Origin of the sequence: Pseudoalteromonas sp. SG41-5, from assembly GCF_014164495.1 — a bacterium.
Lineage (GTDB): Bacteria > Pseudomonadota > Gammaproteobacteria > Enterobacterales > Alteromonadaceae > Pseudoalteromonas > Pseudoalteromonas rhizosphaerae.
On sequence record NZ_JACJFH010000041.1, the window covers coordinates 1 to 18,406 of the forward strand.

Annotated in this window: 16 protein-coding genes; 6 read left to right on the forward strand and 10 right to left on the reverse strand. The window is 38.8% G+C overall.

The features are described 5' to 3' along the window. Positions 1-78: 78 nt before the first annotated feature. On the forward strand, positions 79-1,704 hold the full coding sequence (locus tag H5232_RS12250) for a diacylglycerol kinase family protein (protein ID WP_145234378.1): 1,626 nt from the start codon (positions 79-81) through the stop codon (positions 1,702-1,704). A 42-nt stretch (positions 1,705-1,746) separates the two neighbouring features. On the opposite strand, the gene H5232_RS12255 is transcribed toward H5232_RS12250, so the two are convergent. Both H5232_RS12255 and H5232_RS12260 read right to left on the reverse strand, forming a co-directional pair. Beyond that, positions 1,747-2,013 (reverse strand): VF530 family DNA-binding protein, encoded by a 267-nt coding sequence (locus tag H5232_RS12255; RefSeq protein ID WP_145234376.1) that lies wholly within the window; start codon positions 2,011-2,013, stop codon positions 1,747-1,749. Between the two features lie 65 nt (positions 2,014-2,078). Beyond that, complete coding sequence (locus H5232_RS12260; protein WP_182717587.1) at positions 2,079-2,381, reverse strand: DUF1496 domain-containing protein; 303 nt, start codon at positions 2,379-2,381, stop codon at positions 2,079-2,081. 181 nt (positions 2,382-2,562) lie between these two features. Here H5232_RS12260 and H5232_RS12265 point away from each other — a divergent pair, with 181 nt between their 5' ends. Continuing rightward, positions 2,563-2,796, forward strand: coding sequence for a TIGR02647 family protein (locus H5232_RS12265; RefSeq protein WP_145234371.1), 234 nt, complete (start codon positions 2,563-2,565; stop codon positions 2,794-2,796). Between the two features lie 6 nt (positions 2,797-2,802). Here the strand turns inward: H5232_RS12265 and maiA are convergent, their stop codons facing one another. Both maiA and hmgA read right to left on the reverse strand, forming a co-directional pair. Continuing rightward, positions 2,803-3,432: a maleylacetoacetate isomerase gene (gene maiA / locus H5232_RS12270; RefSeq protein ID WP_182739507.1), complete on the reverse strand. Its 630-nt coding sequence runs from the start codon at positions 3,430-3,432 to the stop codon at positions 2,803-2,805. Positions 3,433-3,439: 7 nt separating this feature from the next. Further along, positions 3,440-4,741 (reverse strand): homogentisate 1,2-dioxygenase, encoded by a 1,302-nt coding sequence (gene hmgA, locus H5232_RS12275; protein WP_182739508.1) that lies wholly within the window; start codon positions 4,739-4,741, stop codon positions 3,440-3,442. A 129-nt stretch (positions 4,742-4,870) separates the two neighbouring features. Here hmgA and H5232_RS12280 point away from each other — a divergent pair, with 129 nt between their 5' ends. Beyond that, on the forward strand, positions 4,871-5,302 hold the full coding sequence (locus H5232_RS12280; RefSeq protein ID WP_182717584.1) for a MarR family winged helix-turn-helix transcriptional regulator: 432 nt from the start codon (positions 4,871-4,873) through the stop codon (positions 5,300-5,302). Positions 5,303-5,365: 63 nt separating this feature from the next. Here the strand turns inward: H5232_RS12280 and H5232_RS12285 are convergent, their stop codons facing one another. The 3 genes from H5232_RS12285 to H5232_RS12295 all read right to left on the reverse strand — a co-directional run bounded on the left by H5232_RS12285 (position 5,366) and on the right by H5232_RS12295 (position 12,788). Then, entirely contained in the window at positions 5,366-8,443 is a 3,078-nt protein-coding gene (locus tag H5232_RS12285) for a carboxypeptidase regulatory-like domain-containing protein (protein ID WP_182717583.1), read from the reverse strand. Between the two features lie 273 nt (positions 8,444-8,716). Then, positions 8,717-11,893, reverse strand: a complete 3,177-nt coding sequence (locus H5232_RS12290; protein WP_182717582.1) for a TonB-dependent receptor — start codon at positions 11,891-11,893, stop codon at positions 8,717-8,719. 31 nt (positions 11,894-11,924) lie between these two features. Beyond that, positions 11,925-12,788 carry a S1/P1 nuclease gene (locus H5232_RS12295; RefSeq protein WP_182717581.1) on the reverse strand — a complete coding sequence of 288 codons (864 nt, stop codon included), beginning with the start codon at positions 12,786-12,788 and terminating at the stop codon, positions 11,925-11,927. 221 nt (positions 12,789-13,009) lie between these two features. Between H5232_RS12295 and H5232_RS12300 the strand changes: the two genes are divergently transcribed. Next, a complete protein-coding gene (locus H5232_RS12300) occupies positions 13,010-13,906 on the forward strand; it encodes a PhnD/SsuA/transferrin family substrate-binding protein (RefSeq protein ID WP_182717580.1) in 897 nt (298 codons plus the stop codon). Beyond that, a complete protein-coding gene (locus tag H5232_RS12305; protein ID WP_182739535.1) occupies positions 13,899-14,846 on the forward strand; it encodes a hypothetical protein in 948 nt (315 codons plus the stop codon). The genes H5232_RS12300 and H5232_RS12305 overlap by 8 nt, the downstream gene beginning before the upstream one ends. Positions 14,847-14,924: 78 nt before the next feature. Here H5232_RS12305 and ushA read toward each other — a convergent pair whose 3' ends face one another. After that, on the reverse strand, positions 14,925-16,559 hold the full coding sequence (gene ushA / locus H5232_RS12310) for a bifunctional UDP-sugar hydrolase/5'-nucleotidase UshA (protein ID WP_182830940.1): 1,635 nt from the start codon (positions 16,557-16,559) through the stop codon (positions 14,925-14,927). A gap of 77 nt (positions 16,560-16,636) precedes the next feature. Then, entirely contained in the window at positions 16,637-16,834 is a 198-nt protein-coding gene (locus H5232_RS12315) for a hypothetical protein (RefSeq protein ID WP_145234351.1), read from the reverse strand. A gap of 263 nt (positions 16,835-17,097) precedes the next feature. On the opposite strand from H5232_RS12315, the gene H5232_RS12320 reads away from it, so the two are divergent. Continuing rightward, entirely contained in the window at positions 17,098-17,841 is a 744-nt protein-coding gene (locus H5232_RS12320) for a peptidylprolyl isomerase (RefSeq protein ID WP_182739511.1), read from the forward strand. Positions 17,842-17,891: 50 nt separating this feature from the next. On the opposite strand, the gene H5232_RS12325 is transcribed toward H5232_RS12320, so the two are convergent. Beyond that, entirely contained in the window at positions 17,892-18,311 is a 420-nt protein-coding gene (locus tag H5232_RS12325) for an MAPEG family protein (RefSeq protein ID WP_182739512.1), read from the reverse strand. Between the last annotated feature and the right edge of the window lie 95 nt (positions 18,312-18,406).

The window sequence follows — 18,406 nt, forward strand, 5'->3', positions numbered from 1 at the left end:
TTTATTTCCATTTGATTTTTTTAGTGGCGCATAGATTGCATTTCTATTTGGGTATAACTAACGACAAAAGGAGCGTTTATGTGGGCCGCAATAAGTTACTTATTATTGGCAATTGTATTTATCATTATGGGGTGGCAGGTTAGTCCTAGCTATTTTTCGCTGCTATTCTATTGGACGGCTTTATCTTTATTACTGGTAAGCGGTGCCTATTTTTTTAATATTGCAAAAATTTTTCGTAAACGAGAAAACGGTGTTATCCCGTTTTACATTCGTTGGGCTTTCATACCTTTTTTATTGGGGGCACAAGTTTATAACGCGTGGAGCCGAAAGCACGATAAAGTACCGCCATTACAACAAATTAACGAACACTTATTTTTAGCCTGTCGCTTATTCCCTTCAGATATAGATACTTTAAAAGATAACGGTATTACCGCGATTTTAGATGTAACCTGTGAATTTGATGGACTTGAATGGTCATCAACACAAGAAAACATAAACTATTTAAATATCCCAGTGCTTGATCATCGAGTCCCAACACGTTCGCAGCTTAATCAAGCGATTAACTGGATTGCCCATCATATTAAAGATAATCGTCGTGTGGTGGTGCATTGTGCGTTGGGTCGTGGTCGTTCAGTGTTTGTGATGGCGGCTTATTTACTCAGTCAAAATAAGGAGGCTGATGTACATCAAGTGCTTGCGCAAATAAAAGAAACACGCGAAACCGCTAATTTAAATAAACACCAACTACGTCAACTAGTTAAACGCCATAGAAAGGGTGAGTTATTAATCAAAAATAAAGCGGTATTAATTGCCAATCCAGTTTCCGGCACTAAGTTATGGCAGCAAAAAGAGCATTTAATTGTTGCGCGTTTATCTGCTTATTATAACTTAAAAGTGATGATCACATCAGTCGAGAAAAATGGGATTGTGTTGGCCAAACAAGCGATAGCTGATAAGCCAGATATGATCATCGCCTGCGGCGGCGATGGCACCGTGGCAGAAGTGGCAAGTGTTTTGGTAAACACAGACTGTAAATTAGGTATTATCCCATTTGGCACGGCCAATGCTCTAGCACATGTGTTAATGGGAATTAAGTCAAAGTTGATCCCTGTGGAAGTAGCATGTGATTTGATTATTGAAGGGCAAACCAAGCAAATGGATACAGCATATTGCAATGGTGAGTTAATGCTGCTGTTAGCAGGGATTGGCTTTGAACAACACATGATTGAAAAAGCCGATCGGGATACTAAAAATGAGCTTGGTCAGTTCGCATATTTACAGGGCTTCTGGCAAGCTTTAGGCGAACAAAAAGCCCAAGATTTCACCGTACAGCTAGATGATAACGAGCCGCAGCAAATACATACCAATAGTTTAATTGTCGCTAATGCTGCACCTTTTACTACTTTACTAGCGCAAGGTGGGGGACAGCCAGATCATTACGATGGCTTGCTCGATGTTAATTGGCTCACTCCAAACCAAGACGCATCAGCCAATGTATTAAGTATTGCTGAGCTGGTATTTAGCAGTATTACCCAAGCACATTTTGCGATTAATTCACATCATACCAATGCGCGCCGCGTTGCAATATCGGCGACTCAGGAAATAAAATATGTACTTGATGGTGAAGTTAAAAGTGCTGATAAATTGATCATTGAAATTACTCCGCAATCACTGGCGGTGATCTGTGCAGAGCAGGTCGAGTAACTGAACTTGTTGCGCGTTATAAGCTATAACGCGCAATGGCTGTTACTTCTTTTTAATACTAGGCCACACAAAACCGCTGTTTTGCGGTTGTGCATCGACACAGTTATCGAGGTATAACTGCTCGACCTTGGTACGCGCCCAAGGTGTTTTACGTAAAAATTTAAGGCTCGATTTTACACTTGGGTCAGATTTAAAACAGCGAATATCAACATGCTCACCCATTGCTTTCCAGCCAAGTGTTTGCTCGAGTTTTACTACTATTTGTTCGAGTGTAATGCCATGTAACGGGTTGTTTGCTTGCTGATTCATAAGTCACTATTGCTTGATAAAAGTCGCTGCTATTGTAACGTAACTGTGCGTTGATACCAATTCTATTAATTAACGCGAATTGTTTTAGGGGCGGTTGGGTAAATAATTTCATTTTGCTCGTTGAGCATTAACCAATTTAACGCGCTATTATTGTGATGAGGGTTTTTTGCTGCACAGATCACCCGCACATTAGCCATTAAAATAATCGCACCTTCACTGTAGCGTTGATCTTCAAACCAACATAGTTGCTGCTCGCTAACTTTATTTTTTGCGTCAAGAAACAAGGCCGGTTTTTGATTATTACTGAAACTATTAGCCGAGTAAATTACACTGATAAAACAGATGCCTATAATCGTTATAATTCGCATATTTAGCCTTTGCATTAAAAAATAACTACACTAAGCTTATACCTAAGTTACCCCAAAATACTAGTTTCAGTTGCAATTAAATGCGTTTAAACCAGCCCACTTAGGGTTTTAGGGTGACTTGGCCATAAAATGTGTTAGGGTAAAATCCACAAAAATAATTTTCTAAAGACAAGGTGAACACATGCAATTTAAACAAACGATGATTGACGAATTTACACTGTTAGCAAAATTTCCATTAACCAGTAAAATGCAAGGTATTAAGTTACATAGTGATGCTGATGAAAGCTTATTAAGCGCGGCACAACGATTGTTTGATAAAGGTATTATAGATAGCCCAGATGGCGGTTACTTAACCGATCTGGGCTTAGATCTGATAGAGCACGTAACCGTGCTACACAGTGCGTTGGGTAATTAAAAAATATCAGGCTGCATCCGGTTGGTTTTGTGGTGCAGCATCAATAAATGCATCAAGCTTGTTACAACGTTCATAAATGGCTGCTATTTTCGGATACGCAGTCATATCGACGTTAAAACGATAAGCATTAAATACTTGCGGCACTAAACACACATCAGCAAGGCTAGGTTTATCACCCACACAATATTCATTTGTATGATCAAGTAGCTGTTCAATTTTTTCAAAACCAACCTCTACCCAATGACGATACCAGGTATTTTTGATTGCATCGTCAGCACCAAGTTCACCACTTAAATATTTCAGTACCCGTAGGTTATCAATAGGATGAATATCGCAGGCAATGGCATAACATAAATTACGGATCTGGGCTTTTTGCCAGGCATCACCAAATAATAGTGGTGTGTCGGGGTGTGTTTCTTCAAGGTATTCTAAAATTGCCATCGATTGTGCGAGTACACCGTCATTGGTTTCCAGCGCAGGTAATAACCCTTGCGGGTTTTTATCTAGGTATTCAGGTGCTTGTTGCTCAGATTTTAGTAAGTTAACAGTTACTAACTCATGCTTAATATTTTTTAAATTAAGCGCAATACGAACGCGATATGCGGCAGATGAACGAAAATATGTATAAAGTTTCATGGTTCAATTATCCTTGTGGGCCACTGTAGTGTTTTTTAATAGTTCGCCAGCAATCAGTGTAGTTAGGTTGGCGCTCTTTGCCTTCTAATGCGTATTTTGTTGGTGAAATAACGTAACGTGATTCAAACATAAACGCGAGGGTATTTTCGTAGCGTTGCGGTTCAAGCTCTGCGTTAGAGGCCTTTTCAAATACATCAGCTTCTGGGCCATGCGGTGACATACAATTATGTAAACTCATGCCTCCTGGTACAAAGCCGTGCTCTTTGGCGTCGTACACGCCTTCAATTAAGCCCATAAATTCACTCATAATATTGCGGTGATAATAGGGTGGGCGAAAAGTGTTTTCTGCCACCATCCAGCGTGGAGGAAAAATTGCAAAATCAATATTAGCAACGCCTTCTGTGCCTGATGGTGATGTCAGTACTGTGAAAATAGACGGATCCGGATGATCAAAGCTCACTGTATTCATTACATTAAAACGTGCTAAATCATATTTATAGGGTGCACTGTTGCCCGTCCAGGCTACAACATCTAAAGGGGAGTGGCCTATATCACAGCGGAACATATTACCGTTGAACTTAGCAACCAACTCAAACTCACCTTCTTTATCTTCAAAGGCAGCAACAGGGTATTGAAAATCACGGTCGTTAGCGTAGCCGTTGGCTCCCACTGGGCCGCGCTCAGCTAACACATAAGCATGACCATAATTTTCACAGATATAACCACGAGCAGTATCACAGAGCAAAACGACTTGGAATTTAATGCCACGCGGGATCACTGCGATTTCACCCGCTTTAACCGTTAAATTACCACATTCTGTTTTCAGCAGTAACTGACCTTGCTGCGGCACAAATAACATTTCGCCGTCGGCATTATAAAAATAACGATCAGTCATTGATTTATTCGCTACATAAACATGGATGCCAATTCCTGTTTGGCCATTGGCGCTGCCGTTTGCAGCCATAGTGATCAAACCATCAATGAAATCGGTTGGCGTGGTTGGAATATCAATTGGATCCCAACGAAGCATAGTAGGTGGAGTTGGGACTTCGGTAATTGGAGCGGTGCGAATTAAACCGTTATCAATTGCGCTGTAATCACTTTGGACAACCGATGGGCGAATACGGTACATCCAAGTGCGGCGGTTATCAGCACGCGGCGCGGTAAATGCGGTGGTACTAAATTGTTCAGCGTATAAATCGTATTTTACTTTTTGCGGGCTAAACTGCCCAATAGGCAATGCGCCAGGCAGAGCTTCGGTTTCAAACTCATTGCCAAATCCTGTCATATATTTTAATTCGCTGGTCATCACTCGACTCCTTTATGTTTTACTGTAAGATACTCTCAAGTGAGACTAAATTCAAACATCATGCTTTTTGCCACTGTACATATTTATGGACACTTAAACATGATTGTAAATTAACAGGACATAGCCGTTATGGCTCTCGATTTAGAGACATTTTTACCTTATCGTCTGGCTAACTTAGCCAGTAAAATGAGTGAACAGTTTGCACCCGTGTATCAACAACAAAGTGATTTAAGCATTCCTCAGTGGCGTATTTTGTTTAATTTAGCCCAGTTTGGACAAAGCAACGCGAAAGCATTGTGCGAGCAAGCAGCAATGGATAAATCCACGGTATCGCGGGCTATTAAGGGATTGATAGATAAACACTATGTAGTGAGCTTAATCGATCCAGCAGATAAACGCGCCAGCTTGTTAGCGTTGAGTGAGCAAGGGTTGGGCTTGTATCAGCAATTAGCCTCAGCTGCTATAGCGTGGGAGAAGAATCTGTTGGATGTTTTAACTCAAGCCGAGTATCAAACCTTGCTTAGTTGTTTAGATAAGTTAACTAGTAAATTAGATGAATAAAACAAAAAGCCCATCAAAAGATGGGCTTTAAAATTAATTTAATTTGTAAGTTACCTTAGCAAATTAGAATGTGTATTTAACACCTACACGCATTTCCCAAAGTGACGGCTTAGTTTCCACACTTGCACCTGCTGGATCATTAAAGCTGGTGTAAACGTATTGACCATTAACAATTTCAGTCGTTACAGCACTTTGTAATGCACTGCCGCTTTTCAGCACGCCCCAATCGTCATTTAGCATGTTACCGATGTTTTTGATAACAAAGTATGCTGAGCCTTTTTGATCATCAGTAAAGCCCATAAATTCTTGCTCAACTTTGAAATCGAACGTAACCCACCAATCACCATCAATACTATTACGGTTATTGATTTTACCGCGAGTTAGGCCTTCGCTTTCAACCCACTCATTAAAGGCTGCTTGATCAAAGTCAGCACCATACACAACTTGGCTGTCGTCAAGTGTTGGTACATATAATAATTGCCGCGCAGCACCATTATATCCAAGAGCATAGTTATTGTTGTCATCAAAACCATAAGAATACGGCGTGGTTTGTTGAGCTTGACCAAATAAGTTGAACTTAGTCTCGTAACCATCAAATAACTCATGGCTATACGCTAAACTCATTGTAAAGCGGTGCGGAATTTCATAGTTAGATGTTGCCACACCTGGGTTTTCAGAATCAGACACCGCAACGTAATGATAGTTAGAAAATGCTACAGAGCTAGTCATCGGGTTAACATCTTTAGACACTGTATATGCATAAGAAAGAGCAAAGTCAATGCCATTATCAAATGACTTATTCATTGCAAGAGACAGAATATGCGAGTAAGCATCATCACCTTTAACATTGGTTAGCAAGAAGTCAGAACCACCATTATAAATAGGGCGACCATCTGGTGCTGTGCCAGTTTTGTTATACGATATGTTTTTAACAATGGCTGAGTCTTGCTTATCGGTATAAAGATAATCAACATTAAACACATAATCGCTTTCAGTGATATAAGTACCACCTAGTGAGAATTTCCATTCTGATGGAATCTCAAAGTTAGGATCTGTCACATTTACTGGAGCATCTGCGCCACCTTGACCTACTTTATCATATAAGCCTTGTGGAATATCGTAACCAGGTTGACCTGTGCCATTGAATGCGACAGCATCCGGACCAAGGATTTGCATATTTTTTTGATTAACTTGGACATTACGAACACCATCGTTTGAATAGCTGTTAGAAATCCATACGTTAGGGTTACCACCTGAATATAAGCCAATACCGCCGCGCAATTCTAACTGATCATTATATATCCAGTTAACACCTAAGCGTGGTTGAAGTAAGTCAACCCCATCAAGGTTTTGGCTATTCGAATAGCCATAACGGTCTTCAAAGTTTTGATTATGGGTAGGTTTATCGTTACTTGTATACCAATCATAACGAAGGCCTGCAGTAAATGTTACATCATAATCAATTAGATCAAATTTGTCTTGGAAGTATAACGTATTTAATGCGTACTTAAATTCACCTGCTGCATCGTCAGGGTTTTGACTTTCGGCATTGCCGTAATAAACGCGAGCTAGACCTTCTTCAAAATCCTTAATTGAAAAGAATTGATATTCTCCTTCCGAATGCGCTACAAATAAATTATATACATCGAGTTCTTCACGCTCATAGCCAAATGATAGCTCATGGTCTTCAAGGTAATATGTACCACCTAATTTGAGTGATAAATTATCATAACTTAATACGTTTGATTGGCGAGAATCATCTGGACCTAAGTAAACATTAACACTTCCAGTAAACACATTAAATTCACCAAAACCAGATGCTGCATCAAGTGAATTTTGACGGTTATCAAGTTTTGAATAGCCTACACGTACTTCAGTTGAGAAATCATTAGTCCAATCTGAGTATAATGACGTTACATATGACTCAAGTTTTGCGCCACGTTCATAAAAATGATTAGACAGAGATAATCTGCTTGAACCACCATCCGATTGAGCGATTGAGAAGCCATCATTGTAGTTATATACAAAGCTTGCACGATGTTCGTCGTTTATGTTCCAATCTAGTTTAACTAAGATTTTTTCATCTTCAACGGGCATGCTAGGTATCATAGTACCTGGATCATAGTTATACGTGTCTTTAGCGATTTGGGTAATATGATCTATAGTTGCTTGGTCAATTCTTTTGTTTACAAATGGCGTATATTCGAAAATCTCAGCGCCTTCAAGCTTCTCATAAGAAGTGAATAAGAATAGCTTATCTTCAATAAGAGGAAGGCCTACGTTAAAGCCGTAACGTTTTTCTGAGTAATCACCAAGCTCTTGTTTCTCGCCTTCAATTGAGTCACCTGACATTGAGTCATTGGTATAATCATAGAAGAAACCACCAGTGATTTCGTTGGTACCTGACTTTGTTACGGCGTTAATGTTACATGAAGTAAAACCACCGTATTGAACATCAAATGGTGCAAGTTCTACTGCAACTTGTGCAATTGAATCAAACGAGAAAGGCATTCTTTCAGTAGGGTAACCACTTGAGTTTAAGCCAAAGTTATCGTTCATACGAACGCCGTCAACAGTTAAGCTGTTAAAACGTGGGTTACCACCGCCACAATTGATAGCACCAGCGTTTGTTTCATCGATATAGATACGTGGATCAGCGCGAATAATATCTTTTAAGTCACGGTTAATAGCTGGTTTGTTTTCTAAATCATCTAAAGTGAAATAAGCAGCTGGACCTGTGCTGCCTGATTGAGCGCTAATTGGTGCGCCACTAACAACGATTTGTTCCATTTGTTGCGAGCGAAGTGCAACAGTTACTGGGTAAGTTTGACCAAGAGTTAAATAAACATCATCAAGTTGAGTATCTTCATATTTATCAGAATCAACAATGATTTTATATGGGCCGCCTACGCGTAAACCTTTTGTAGAAAAGTTACCTTGTTCATTTACTGTTGTTGTTTTTGTTGAACCAGAAGGTAAGTGGATAATAGTAATTTGAGTACCAGTGGCTGGGTTGCCATTTGGACCTGTGATTTGGCCTTTTACAGATGATGCAGTTTCATTTGCAAACGCTGCGCCACTTACGCCAACACAAGCTGCGATAGCAAGTGAAAGTGCTGTTTTGCGGAGTTGAATTTTCATTATTTATTTCCCGTGTAAGGTGTAATATTTTTTAGTTTTGGTATTAATTTGCTCGGATTTTCCAAGCAGCTAAATTGTACCCTATTATTTCATTACAAATAAGTTACATTGCACATAAATTTGTAATAAAAGTAGTTTAGAACAAAATTGCGGTTTTTCGAGCAATTTAGTACCCATGGGTCAATTTACTCATTAAATATGACAAAAGTATGAAACCCAGTGCTTTATGCATAAAAAAACCCGCTAAAAGCGGGTTTTACATAGAGTTAAAAATTAGAACTTGTAGCTGATACCAATCTTAGCTTGCCATGTTGATGAGCTCGTTATTTGGCTATAGTTTCTTACATCAGCTCCACCAAAGCTATTATCAATAATATAGCGTCCTTGGTCATCAAGACCACCAAAATCATAAATAGATTGGTCTGAATAGCCCAAGCTTTTTTCTATACCCCAATCGCTATTAAGTAGGTTAGCGAAATTATCAATCATAAGGTATAGCTCGCCACTATGGCCGTTAGCAAAGCCAGGGATTTCTTGTTTAATGCTGATGTCCATGGTGGTAACCCAAGGCTGCGTTCCAGTATTTTTACCGATAATGCCGCCACGTTGAGAGATACCTGCGCGATCTAAACGCTCTGCTAATTGTGCCCAATTCATTTCAGAATCAGCCCAATTGACATTCGCATCATCAGCACCCGTTGGAATATAGGCCAAATAAGCACTGCTACTAAATAAAGAACTTGTGTCACCTAAGTGAGCATCTTTATGCATATTCATTGTATAACTAAATGGACGACCAGAATGGCGTTCAAAATACATATTAAATTTAGTCGCATAACCGGCAATAAATTCAGCATTGTAGCCTAAGTTAATTTTGAAACTATGCTCAACTTCATAAAAGCCACGTGCTGCCACATCTTGATTACGATTAGCAGTAATATTGTGCTTATAGTTACCTTCGGCTTGCGACGCTGATCCAACAGAAGACTCAGTAACATCTTGATGAGCATAACTTGCAGAAACAAATAAACCGTTATCCCATTCTTTAGCAATACCAGTAGAGATAATGATAGAGCGACCATCGTCGGTTGAATTAGTCATTGCAATATCAACATTATCTTTCAATGCACCACTGTAGATGGTTTCATTAATTACACGCTCGCCGTCAGCCGCTAAACCGATAGGACGGATAGAGGTATTATGCCATACAGCTTCATTTTCTTTTTTGTGGTAAGCAATTTCGGCCTGCCATTTAAAGCCATTACCTAATAGTTCAGAATCAAATTCATATTCAAAGCCAACTTGAGCGCGAATACTTGAAGGTAACTTGAAATCAGGATCAATGTAAGCAGTACTTCCTGCGCCTTGCTCTAACGAATTTTTAATAACATCAGGGACCTGAGTGATATCTGCTGGGTTATTTTGGTAGTAGTCGTTTATTACACTATTTGGTGCAGAAACGAGGGTAATACCATCTTTTTGAAATGAGTTGTTATACCAGACATTTGGAATACCGCCTTGGAAACGACCAATTCCACCGTTAATAGTTAATGCTTCAGTTGCATAATATTTAAAGCCAACGCGAGGTAGAATAATATCTAAACCATCAAGGTTCTCTTGATTACTAAAACCATAGGTGCTTAGAAAGCTTTCATTAAGAGTCGGTTTATCATCAGATGATAAGCGCTCATAGCGAAGGCCAGCTGTCACTTCTAAGTCATCATTTAAGTAAAAGGTATCTTCAATATATAAAGCTAATTGACTACGAGTTACATCATAGGCGGTATCTGCTGAATTATTAGTGTACGCATTTTGATAAGAGAAATCATAAGCACCTACTTCGCGGTTTGCAAAATTTTCTAGACTAGTAAATTTCCATGTACCTAATGAGTTTTCAGCAAACAAGTTATATAAACGAAGTGATTCATATTGAGCACCAAAGTTTATCTCGTGCTCGTCCATTAGATAAGTTGCATCAAGTGTCAGTGTTAAGTTTTCAGTTTCAGATTTGTTCGCATGGCGATATCTATCAGTACCAAAATTAAAGTTAGGGCCCTTTCTGCCATTTTCTTCTACGGTAATGCTACCTAAGTTTGAGCGAGTAATACTGTCAGAGGTCACATCTTTATAGGCAATACCAATCTCTGTTGAAAAGTCTTCAGTCCAATCAGAATAAAGTTTAGTGGCAAAATTATTAAACTTAGTAACATATGCATATGTATTTGATTTTAAGACTACTCTATTTCCACCTTTACTCTCATTTTTCTCAGCTTGATCGTCTTGCCATTGATATGTGAAATCTAGGCGATGCTCATCACTGGCATTCCAGCTAAGTTTAACTAATAAATTTTTGTTGGTGTCTTCAGGCGCGCCTGCTAATGAATCGGTTAAACCATATTCGTCATTTAAAATAGCAATAAAACGATTGTAGCTGTCTTCTGTTATTTTAAATTCATTTGCAGCACCAGAATCCTTAAAGCCATAATCTAAATCCTGCTCACTTGACCACTGTGCGTAGTTTACAAAGTAAAATAGTTCATCTTTAATAACTGCGCCACCGACATTAAAACCAAAACGTTGTTCAGTTTGAATCGGTTTTACTTTATTCGTTGAATAAGTTTTATAACCGGCTTTATCAGTATCTTCTTCTTTAATTGTTTGAACATCGCCGGCCATATCCGGTGTAGATGTTTCATAGAAACCTGAAAATTTGAATTCATTAGTACCAGACTTCGTTACGGCGTTTATTGTACCGCCGCCAAAGTTACCTTTAGAAGCTGAAAAAGGCGATACGTCAACTGAAACTTGCTCTATTGCGTCAAGTGAAACGGGAGGTTGAGACGTCGGGTAGCCACCAAAATTTAAACCAAAGTCATCGTTTTGACCAATACCATCAACAGTTAGACCGTTAGTACGAGGGTTGCTCCCCGCAAAAGTTAACTCGCCATTACCATTGATACTTGCTAAAGGATTTAGACGGGCAATATCTTTAATGTCACGGTTAAAGCTTGGCATGTTATTGATTGTATCTTCGCCAAAGGTACTGCTTGAACCACCAGATTGCTGAATAATTTTATAGCCTGATACTTCAATTTTTTCGATGTTAGCTGCTTGAAGCTGAGAATTAAGACGATATGTATCGCCCAGTTCTAAATATATATTTTCAAGCATGGTATCGGTAAATTGGTCTGAATCAATAAACACAGTGTAAGGGCCGCCAACACGTAAACCATTGGCAATAAAGGTACCGCTTTCATTGGTTGTTAATTCGCTTACAGTGCCAGTTGGTTGGTGAATAACTTTAATTTTCACATTTGCAGCTGCAGTGCCAGAAGGTGTAGTAATTTTACCACGCATAGCGGATGAGGTATCTGCTGCCATTACGCTTGTAGAAACACCTAAGGCTAGGATCACAGCCCCAGTTAATTTCGAAAGGCGAAGCTTATTCATTTTGTTGATTCCCGTGGAAAGTTAAGGTTTATTACTTGTTTGTGTTAGCTGACATCTTAAGTGCCTTTGCTAACGGTTTTGCTGAACTATCAAATAACGTATTTAATAATCCTGCTAATCGAATACCGGCTTGTTGTAAGCGAGTTTTAATAATCGGTGTGTTTTCGTAAATGTAGCTAAAGCCAATCTCGTCATTATTTAGCTTGTATAGTTTGTCAGCTAAATTGTGTGACTCTGTTACCCATTGTTCTGGTGAACTGGCTAGGTACTCAGCAATTATTTCTGCATTATTAGTATCAATAAACTGCGCGAATTCAGTGAATGATAGGTTCTCATTTTCGATTAATTTAGTGTCCCACAATGAGTGCAGGTTGGTTGGCTGGCCAAAAAAGGTAACGTTAACACGGTTACCACCTCTGTCTTCTGCACGTCCGGCATGAAACGGCTGATGGCTATCGCCAACTAAATGAACAAGAAAGCGTAAGCTAAAACGTTTGGCATCTATTGAGCTGTTTTTGTTTTTTAGTGTATCGATGGCAAAATACATCCCTTCAAGAATGTTGCTTACATTATCTTTATTTAAATTTTCATCGTGGTTGTGAGTAAATGTAGTTGAGTTGCTTGGCGCGTTGATGTAATGCCAACGAGAAGATTTTTTTTGCCAAAAAGGACTCGGATCAGAGCGCATTTCATCAGCCCAAGTAGCAATTTGCGCTAGGCTTTGCCCTTCTAAAAGTTCTTTAAGCTCTGCTTTAGTTGCGTCTGTTATGTGATTTTCGGCAATTTTACCGACAATTCTGTGGCCATTTTGTCCCCAAGCCAATACATTTTGTGATGATAAAAGTACTGCGCCGACTAAAAGATAACTAAATCCATGTGTAATTTTGCGTAACATTTGTGTTTTCCTCAATGATCTTATTTGACAAGAGCGGCCTCTTCTATAGCGCGAATTGTCCTGATTTTGAGATAAATAGGAAGGACTCAAAGAAATTCATAATTTCCCATTGATAGTTCTTTCAATTCATAAGCTTAACTGTTTTGGGTAAAATTACTTGTTGTAATAAGTAATTTAAATTGGTCAAATAGGAGGATGAATCGTTTTGGATTGTTGAACTTTTGAAAATTAAACAGCTGCTTTTGCAACACAGCTTCTTTGTTACTGTTTTGTTACTGTTTTTTTTGTTGGTTTGGCTCAGTGGCCAGCTGAGTGTGGTTACATCAACGGGGACCTTGAAGCCTTTAATTGAAACATCTAGTCGCTGTCAGACGAGGGCAACAGAAAACCAATTGCAATTAATTGTCTATGCCTCGTCGCAAAAGGTTGCTCGTTCTTTAACACAAAACCTGTGTGACGATCCCGTTGTAGCAAAACAATATGGCGAAGTGATCGCTTTATGGGGTTACCGTACTGCCGATAGCATTGAGTTCATTGGTAAAGGTATTGCTGATTTAATTTTAGCAAAAAACAACATTATGTCAGCCTTCAAAGCTGAATCGACCTATAACTACCAGCCTGTGGTTGGCTTTCCAAGTTATACTGCGTTTTTTATTTCAGCTAAAGAAAAGCCAAAAATTAACAAGCAATACTTTTTGGGGAAACGGATTGGCTTACTTGATTATCCTACAAGCCGATCGGGGCATATACTACCTAAACAAAAGTTTAAAGATTTAGGGATCAACCTTGAAAATTTAAAAATTACTTACGCCAGTTCACATAATGAGCTTAGGGAGTTATTAGCCAATGGACAGGTTGATTTAATAGCCTCTTTTTGGAAGGAAGCAGATCAGGCGCATTTTTCTAAAAATTATATAACTCCAATCAGCGATAATGTAATAGGCACACGTTGGTACTTTAAAATGCAGCATGAGAACACTGATTTGCTGTGCGCTATCCAATCTCAATTAATCCAATTATCTAAGCAGCAAGTGTCTACTTATTTTAATCATGTTGAACCATACTGGCATTGTTCAGCGGGTAAAGCTGAATTCTTAGGAGAGCAACGTGATGAATAATAAGCGCTTGTTTGGCGTGACACTGCTTATTTTTAGTGCGGCGCTATTGACGTTTAAACTCTCTAGTTATCTGCAGCAGGCGCAACATAACGATTTAATAATGGCTGATATTGAAAACCGAATTGCACTAGATTTACCTCGGTTAGACTTATCAAATCGTTTTTTGAAACACTCGGGTAATCATGATGCTATTGTTGGTTATCTACAACGTTTGAATATGCAATTGATACAACAGCCAATTCAAGTTAATACCATCAATGATGTCTCACTGGCATTAACAAATAATGGCCGCGAAAGTCGGATAGAGTATCTTGAAACAAGTGATCAAAAAGTTGCGATTACATTTTTAATTGAGACGCGTTGGTGGCATACAAGCGATATTTATGCCTTTATTGTATTGTTATTATTGGCTTTTTTATTTTCTAAGTGGGCTGAACTTATTAACCGAACATCGCTGAAACACTTAGCATTAAAAGAACAAGTAGAGCAACTTCCACTGATTAATGTGCAAGTGAAACTAGTGATTGATTTGCAAGCCAAAGTTTTGGCTATTAATGATAACGCTGAGATAAAAGCTGGCTTAGCTAACAAACCACTGTGTTTTTACTTGGCTTTAATCGAGTTTTGCGTTGAGAATCCGGACGTGATACTTAATCAAAACAAAGATGTGCCGGATGAGTTAATTGAACTTGCTAATAAGTATTTTTACCGATTAACACAACTTGGCCATACTATTCGTAAACGGCCTAATTTTACTAACAGTCTAGAAAAAACCTTGAGTGAAATTAGGGCTGCATTGGATGAGGTACTTATTGAACACTCACAGCTGAAGGAGAAATATTACCCTCCTAAGGCACATGGTGAAGGCTCTCGGTCACGGTTACATAGTTATGGTTTATCGAATATCAAAGCAGATGATATAGAGGTGATAGGCAAATAACCTTAACCTGGTTAGTAAGTTAGTTCAGAATAAAAACCTCACACTGCTAATACTTAAACTGTGTGAGGTAAGCTCTGATTATTTAGGAGCAAATTCAATGGCTCTGACTGGACTATTTTCAATAAAGAAGCGTTTCAATGCCTGTGCATCTGTTTCGTCAGTGCTGACAAATCCTTTATGATTTATCAGTATCGGGTAGCCGTCACCGCCAGATGCATTGTAGCTATTAATGCTCATGCGATAGGTTTTGTTTTTATCCAGAACTTTGCCGTTGATCATCACTTTAGTCAGCGCATTATCGTTACGCTCGAAGCTTAATTTGTGGTATTGCAAATAAGCACCAGAATCCGGTGGGAAACTAGTTACAGTCTCAAGGTAATCCCAAAGCTCTTGGCCTTGCCAATCAACATACGCGATGCGATTTTTAAAAGGGTGTACTTTTAAAATATCTTTATAACTAACTGCACCTGCAGCAATACTATCACGTACGCCACCGCCACTGATGATACCAAAATCAGCGCCAACAACATTCATTTGTGCTTGCACAATAACGCGCGCTAAGTTGGTTTGTTGATAACGAACTTTATTGCGATCGCCCTCAAGCTTTGCATCAACATAACCAATTTCACCTTCAATTTGTTTTGCACCTTTGGCTTGGTAATCAGCTAAAAATGTTTTTAAGGCAGCGTCTGGTTTGATGTATTCGTTGGCAAGCTCAGGCTTAATTGAACCATCAGCTTGCGTTTTATCAACGTATAAGTTAACTGGCAATAGTTTATAATCTAATAAGGTTAATACGCCGTTTTCTTGTTTAAACTCGGCTTTGCCGACATATTTACCCCATTCATGAGCTTGCATTATCCACGTACCATTTTGTTGGTCTGGTTTACATGTCATACCGGGTTTAAAGTTATCGTCATTTTTATTTTCGCTTGCCATGCACACAGGTTCTTGTGAGTGACCGCCGATGATCATATCAAGGGTATGAGCTGGTAAAGAGCGGGCAAGGGTAACATCGCCAGGTGCATTTATACCATAATTCGCATCAACATAATGACCCATATGAGTTACTGCAATCGTGATATCCGGTTGATATTGTGCTTTGATTTTCTCGGCTAAAGCTTGGGTTACTGCAACGGGCTCTTGAAATTCAAGTCCGCCGATATACTGCGGGTTGCCTATTTTAGCGGTATCTGTGGTTGTCAAACCAATAACGGCGATTTTCAGCCCCTGTTTGTTAAAAATCTTATAAGATTCGAAGGCATTTTTACCGGTTTTTTTATCAATTATATTAGCCGAAAGAAGCGGGAAATTTGCCCACTGCTGCTGTTGTTTTAAAACACTCAGTGGATTATCAAATTCATGATTACCAATCGCCATCGCATCGTAACCAATTAATGACATTCCTTTAAAATCAGGCTCTGCAAATTGCAGGTCTGATTCTGGAATGCCTGTATTTATATCACCACCAGATAGAAGTAGCACTGCGTGACCTTGTTGCTGCGCATCAGCACGTAACTGGTCTATTAAGGTTTTACGTGCAGCCATACCGTATTCACCTTTTTCGTTATGCCAAAAACGGCCATGATTATCATTGGTATGTAAAATGGTGAGATAGTGAATATCTGCTGTGTCAGCTTGTTGAACGGAGGTTTGATGATTACTACATGCAGTAATGCTTAGTAATAGGAAAAATGAAAGTAATATGCGCATAATATGACCCGTGTTGTCAGTGTTGTGCTATTTATTAAGCGCATAGTTTAAACTAGTTTTATTGCAAAATAACGTAATTATTCTATTTTAATGTCATCTTGGAAATTTAACTTTCCAGTTGCCGCTAATTGACGTCGCTGTAACTCTTGTTCTGCTAATGCTGATTTTTCATGGTTATTACCCACCATCCAGTTTAAAAAGCTTGCCGGTAACTTAGTGTACGCCTCTCCTTGGTGTAAACCAAAATCACAGATGTGTTGCTCTTCATACGACATAGTTGTTAATCCTGTTGTGTGTGTTTTATTGTTATAAATAATACTAACAAAATAAACTCGGCTATTAAGACGATTTCGTTTTAAACAAAATTTATTTATAACGTGAGTGAATAACAACACATTGTAACCACATGTAATTTAAATGTAATCAATTCGGTTTGATTTGTTTAAAGGTACGTTTTGCTATCGTAATCTCCACAAGAGTTCTTTACTATTTGCATTAAATTCACATAACCACAACATTCTTCAGGATAAATATAATAATGAAAAAACTATTACTATGCGGTTTGTTAACCGCAACCTCATTTGCAAGCCATGCAACTGTAGTTGAAATGCAAACTTCACAAGGTGCTATTAAGGTTGATTTGTTTGATCAACAGACCCCCAAAACGGTCGAGAACTTTTTAAGTTATATACAAAGTGATGCGTACAATCAAACCGTGATCCACCGTTCAATCAAGGATTTTATTATTCAAGGTGGAGGCTTTACTTTTACCGATGATTTTAAAGCGATCACAACGTCACCAGCTGTTGTGAATGAGCCAGAATTATCGAATGTAAAAGGCACGATTGCCATGGCTAAATTAAGCAATAATGCGAATAGTGCCACAAGTCAATGGTTTTTTAATCTCAAAGATAATAGCGCAAACTTAGATAAGCAAAATGGCGGTTTTACCGTATTTGGTCAGATTACAGCAGATAGTTATGCTGTGCTTGATAAGATCTCTGCGTTAGTGCATTGCGGTGAAATACCGGTAGTTAATCTAACTAAAGACCAATGTGCAAGTGCAGATACCACGTTGACTATTGCTAATTTAGTGTCGATCAATAGTGTTCTGGTACTTGATGATGATCCAAATTCGTCAGTAAATTTATCTCCAAAAGAAAATACGCTAATTGACGATCCGACTCCAACTCAGCCTGATGATGGGGATAGCTCAAGTGGTAGTATGAGCTGGTTACTACCATTATTATTGCTTGGCTTTAAACGCCGCCGCGCAGCTTAAAGGTATATACTTGCTATCGGGTTATGTGTCCCGATAGCAAACGTAACGCTTTAGAGTGCAAATACCCGCATTACTAATAACACCCACATAGTTAAAACCAGTAAACAGCCAAGCAAAAAGCTATAATAGCGAGGTTTTACGCTATTGCTGCCTAAATGAATAATACTGTGAATGACGCGCGAAATCACAAAACCCCAGGCTAAAGTAATAAATACATAACCCGCTGCATTGAGCTGTAAAGCAGCTAAACAGGCTACAAAAAATAGCACAGGTATTTCAAACTGATTAATAAAGTTTCTACCGGCAATATATACATCATCACCCGCATTATTTAATTGCATAGTGGCAAAATCTTGCATAGTAATCGTTTTGTTACGCGCCGCACTAAAACGGCGGCGGCCCATGACTACCATTACCGTAAAAGTGAGTAGTACCTGAGAAAACATCGCGAGTAATACATATTTTTCCATTAAGAGTCTCATTTGATAAATAACGTAACTTTAAGCCTAGCAGTTTGTCTTTATAATTCACAATGTGTTACAAAGTATTTAGAAAAATGATTGCA

Bases quoted from the DNA above. Each gene is read 5' to 3' on its own strand.
- H5232_RS12250 (WP_145234378.1), top strand. From the start codon at position 79: ATGTGGGCCGCAATAAGTTACTTATTATTGGCAATTGTATTTATCATT.
- H5232_RS12255 (WP_145234376.1), bottom strand. From the start codon at position 2,013: ATGAATCAGCAAGCAAACAACCCGTTACATGGCATTACACTCGAACAA.
- H5232_RS12260 (WP_182717587.1), bottom strand. From the start codon at position 2,381: ATGCGAATTATAACGATTATAGGCATCTGTTTTATCAGTGTAATTTAC.
- H5232_RS12265 (WP_145234371.1), top strand. From the start codon at position 2,563: ATGCAATTTAAACAAACGATGATTGACGAATTTACACTGTTAGCAAAA.
- maiA (WP_182739507.1), bottom strand. From the start codon at position 3,432: ATGAAACTTTATACATATTTTCGTTCATCTGCCGCATATCGCGTTCGT.
- hmgA (WP_182739508.1), bottom strand. From the start codon at position 4,741: ATGACCAGCGAATTAAAATATATGACAGGATTTGGCAATGAGTTTGAA.
- H5232_RS12280 (WP_182717584.1), top strand. From the start codon at position 4,871: ATGGCTCTCGATTTAGAGACATTTTTACCTTATCGTCTGGCTAACTTA.
- H5232_RS12285 (WP_182717583.1), bottom strand. From the start codon at position 8,443: ATGAAAATTCAACTCCGCAAAACAGCACTTTCACTTGCTATCGCAGCT.
- H5232_RS12290 (WP_182717582.1), bottom strand. From the start codon at position 11,893: ATGAATAAGCTTCGCCTTTCGAAATTAACTGGGGCTGTGATCCTAGCC.
- H5232_RS12295 (WP_182717581.1), bottom strand. From the start codon at position 12,788: ATGTTACGCAAAATTACACATGGATTTAGTTATCTTTTAGTCGGCGCA.
- H5232_RS12305 (WP_182739535.1), top strand. From the start codon at position 13,899: ATGAATAATAAGCGCTTGTTTGGCGTGACACTGCTTATTTTTAGTGCG.
- ushA (WP_182830940.1), bottom strand. From the start codon at position 16,559: ATGCGCATATTACTTTCATTTTTCCTATTACTAAGCATTACTGCATGT.
- H5232_RS12315 (WP_145234351.1), bottom strand. From the start codon at position 16,834: ATGTCGTATGAAGAGCAACACATCTGTGATTTTGGTTTACACCAAGGA.
- H5232_RS12320 (WP_182739511.1), top strand. From the start codon at position 17,098: ATGAAAAAACTATTACTATGCGGTTTGTTAACCGCAACCTCATTTGCA.
- H5232_RS12325 (WP_182739512.1), bottom strand. From the start codon at position 18,311: ATGGAAAAATATGTATTACTCGCGATGTTTTCTCAGGTACTACTCACT.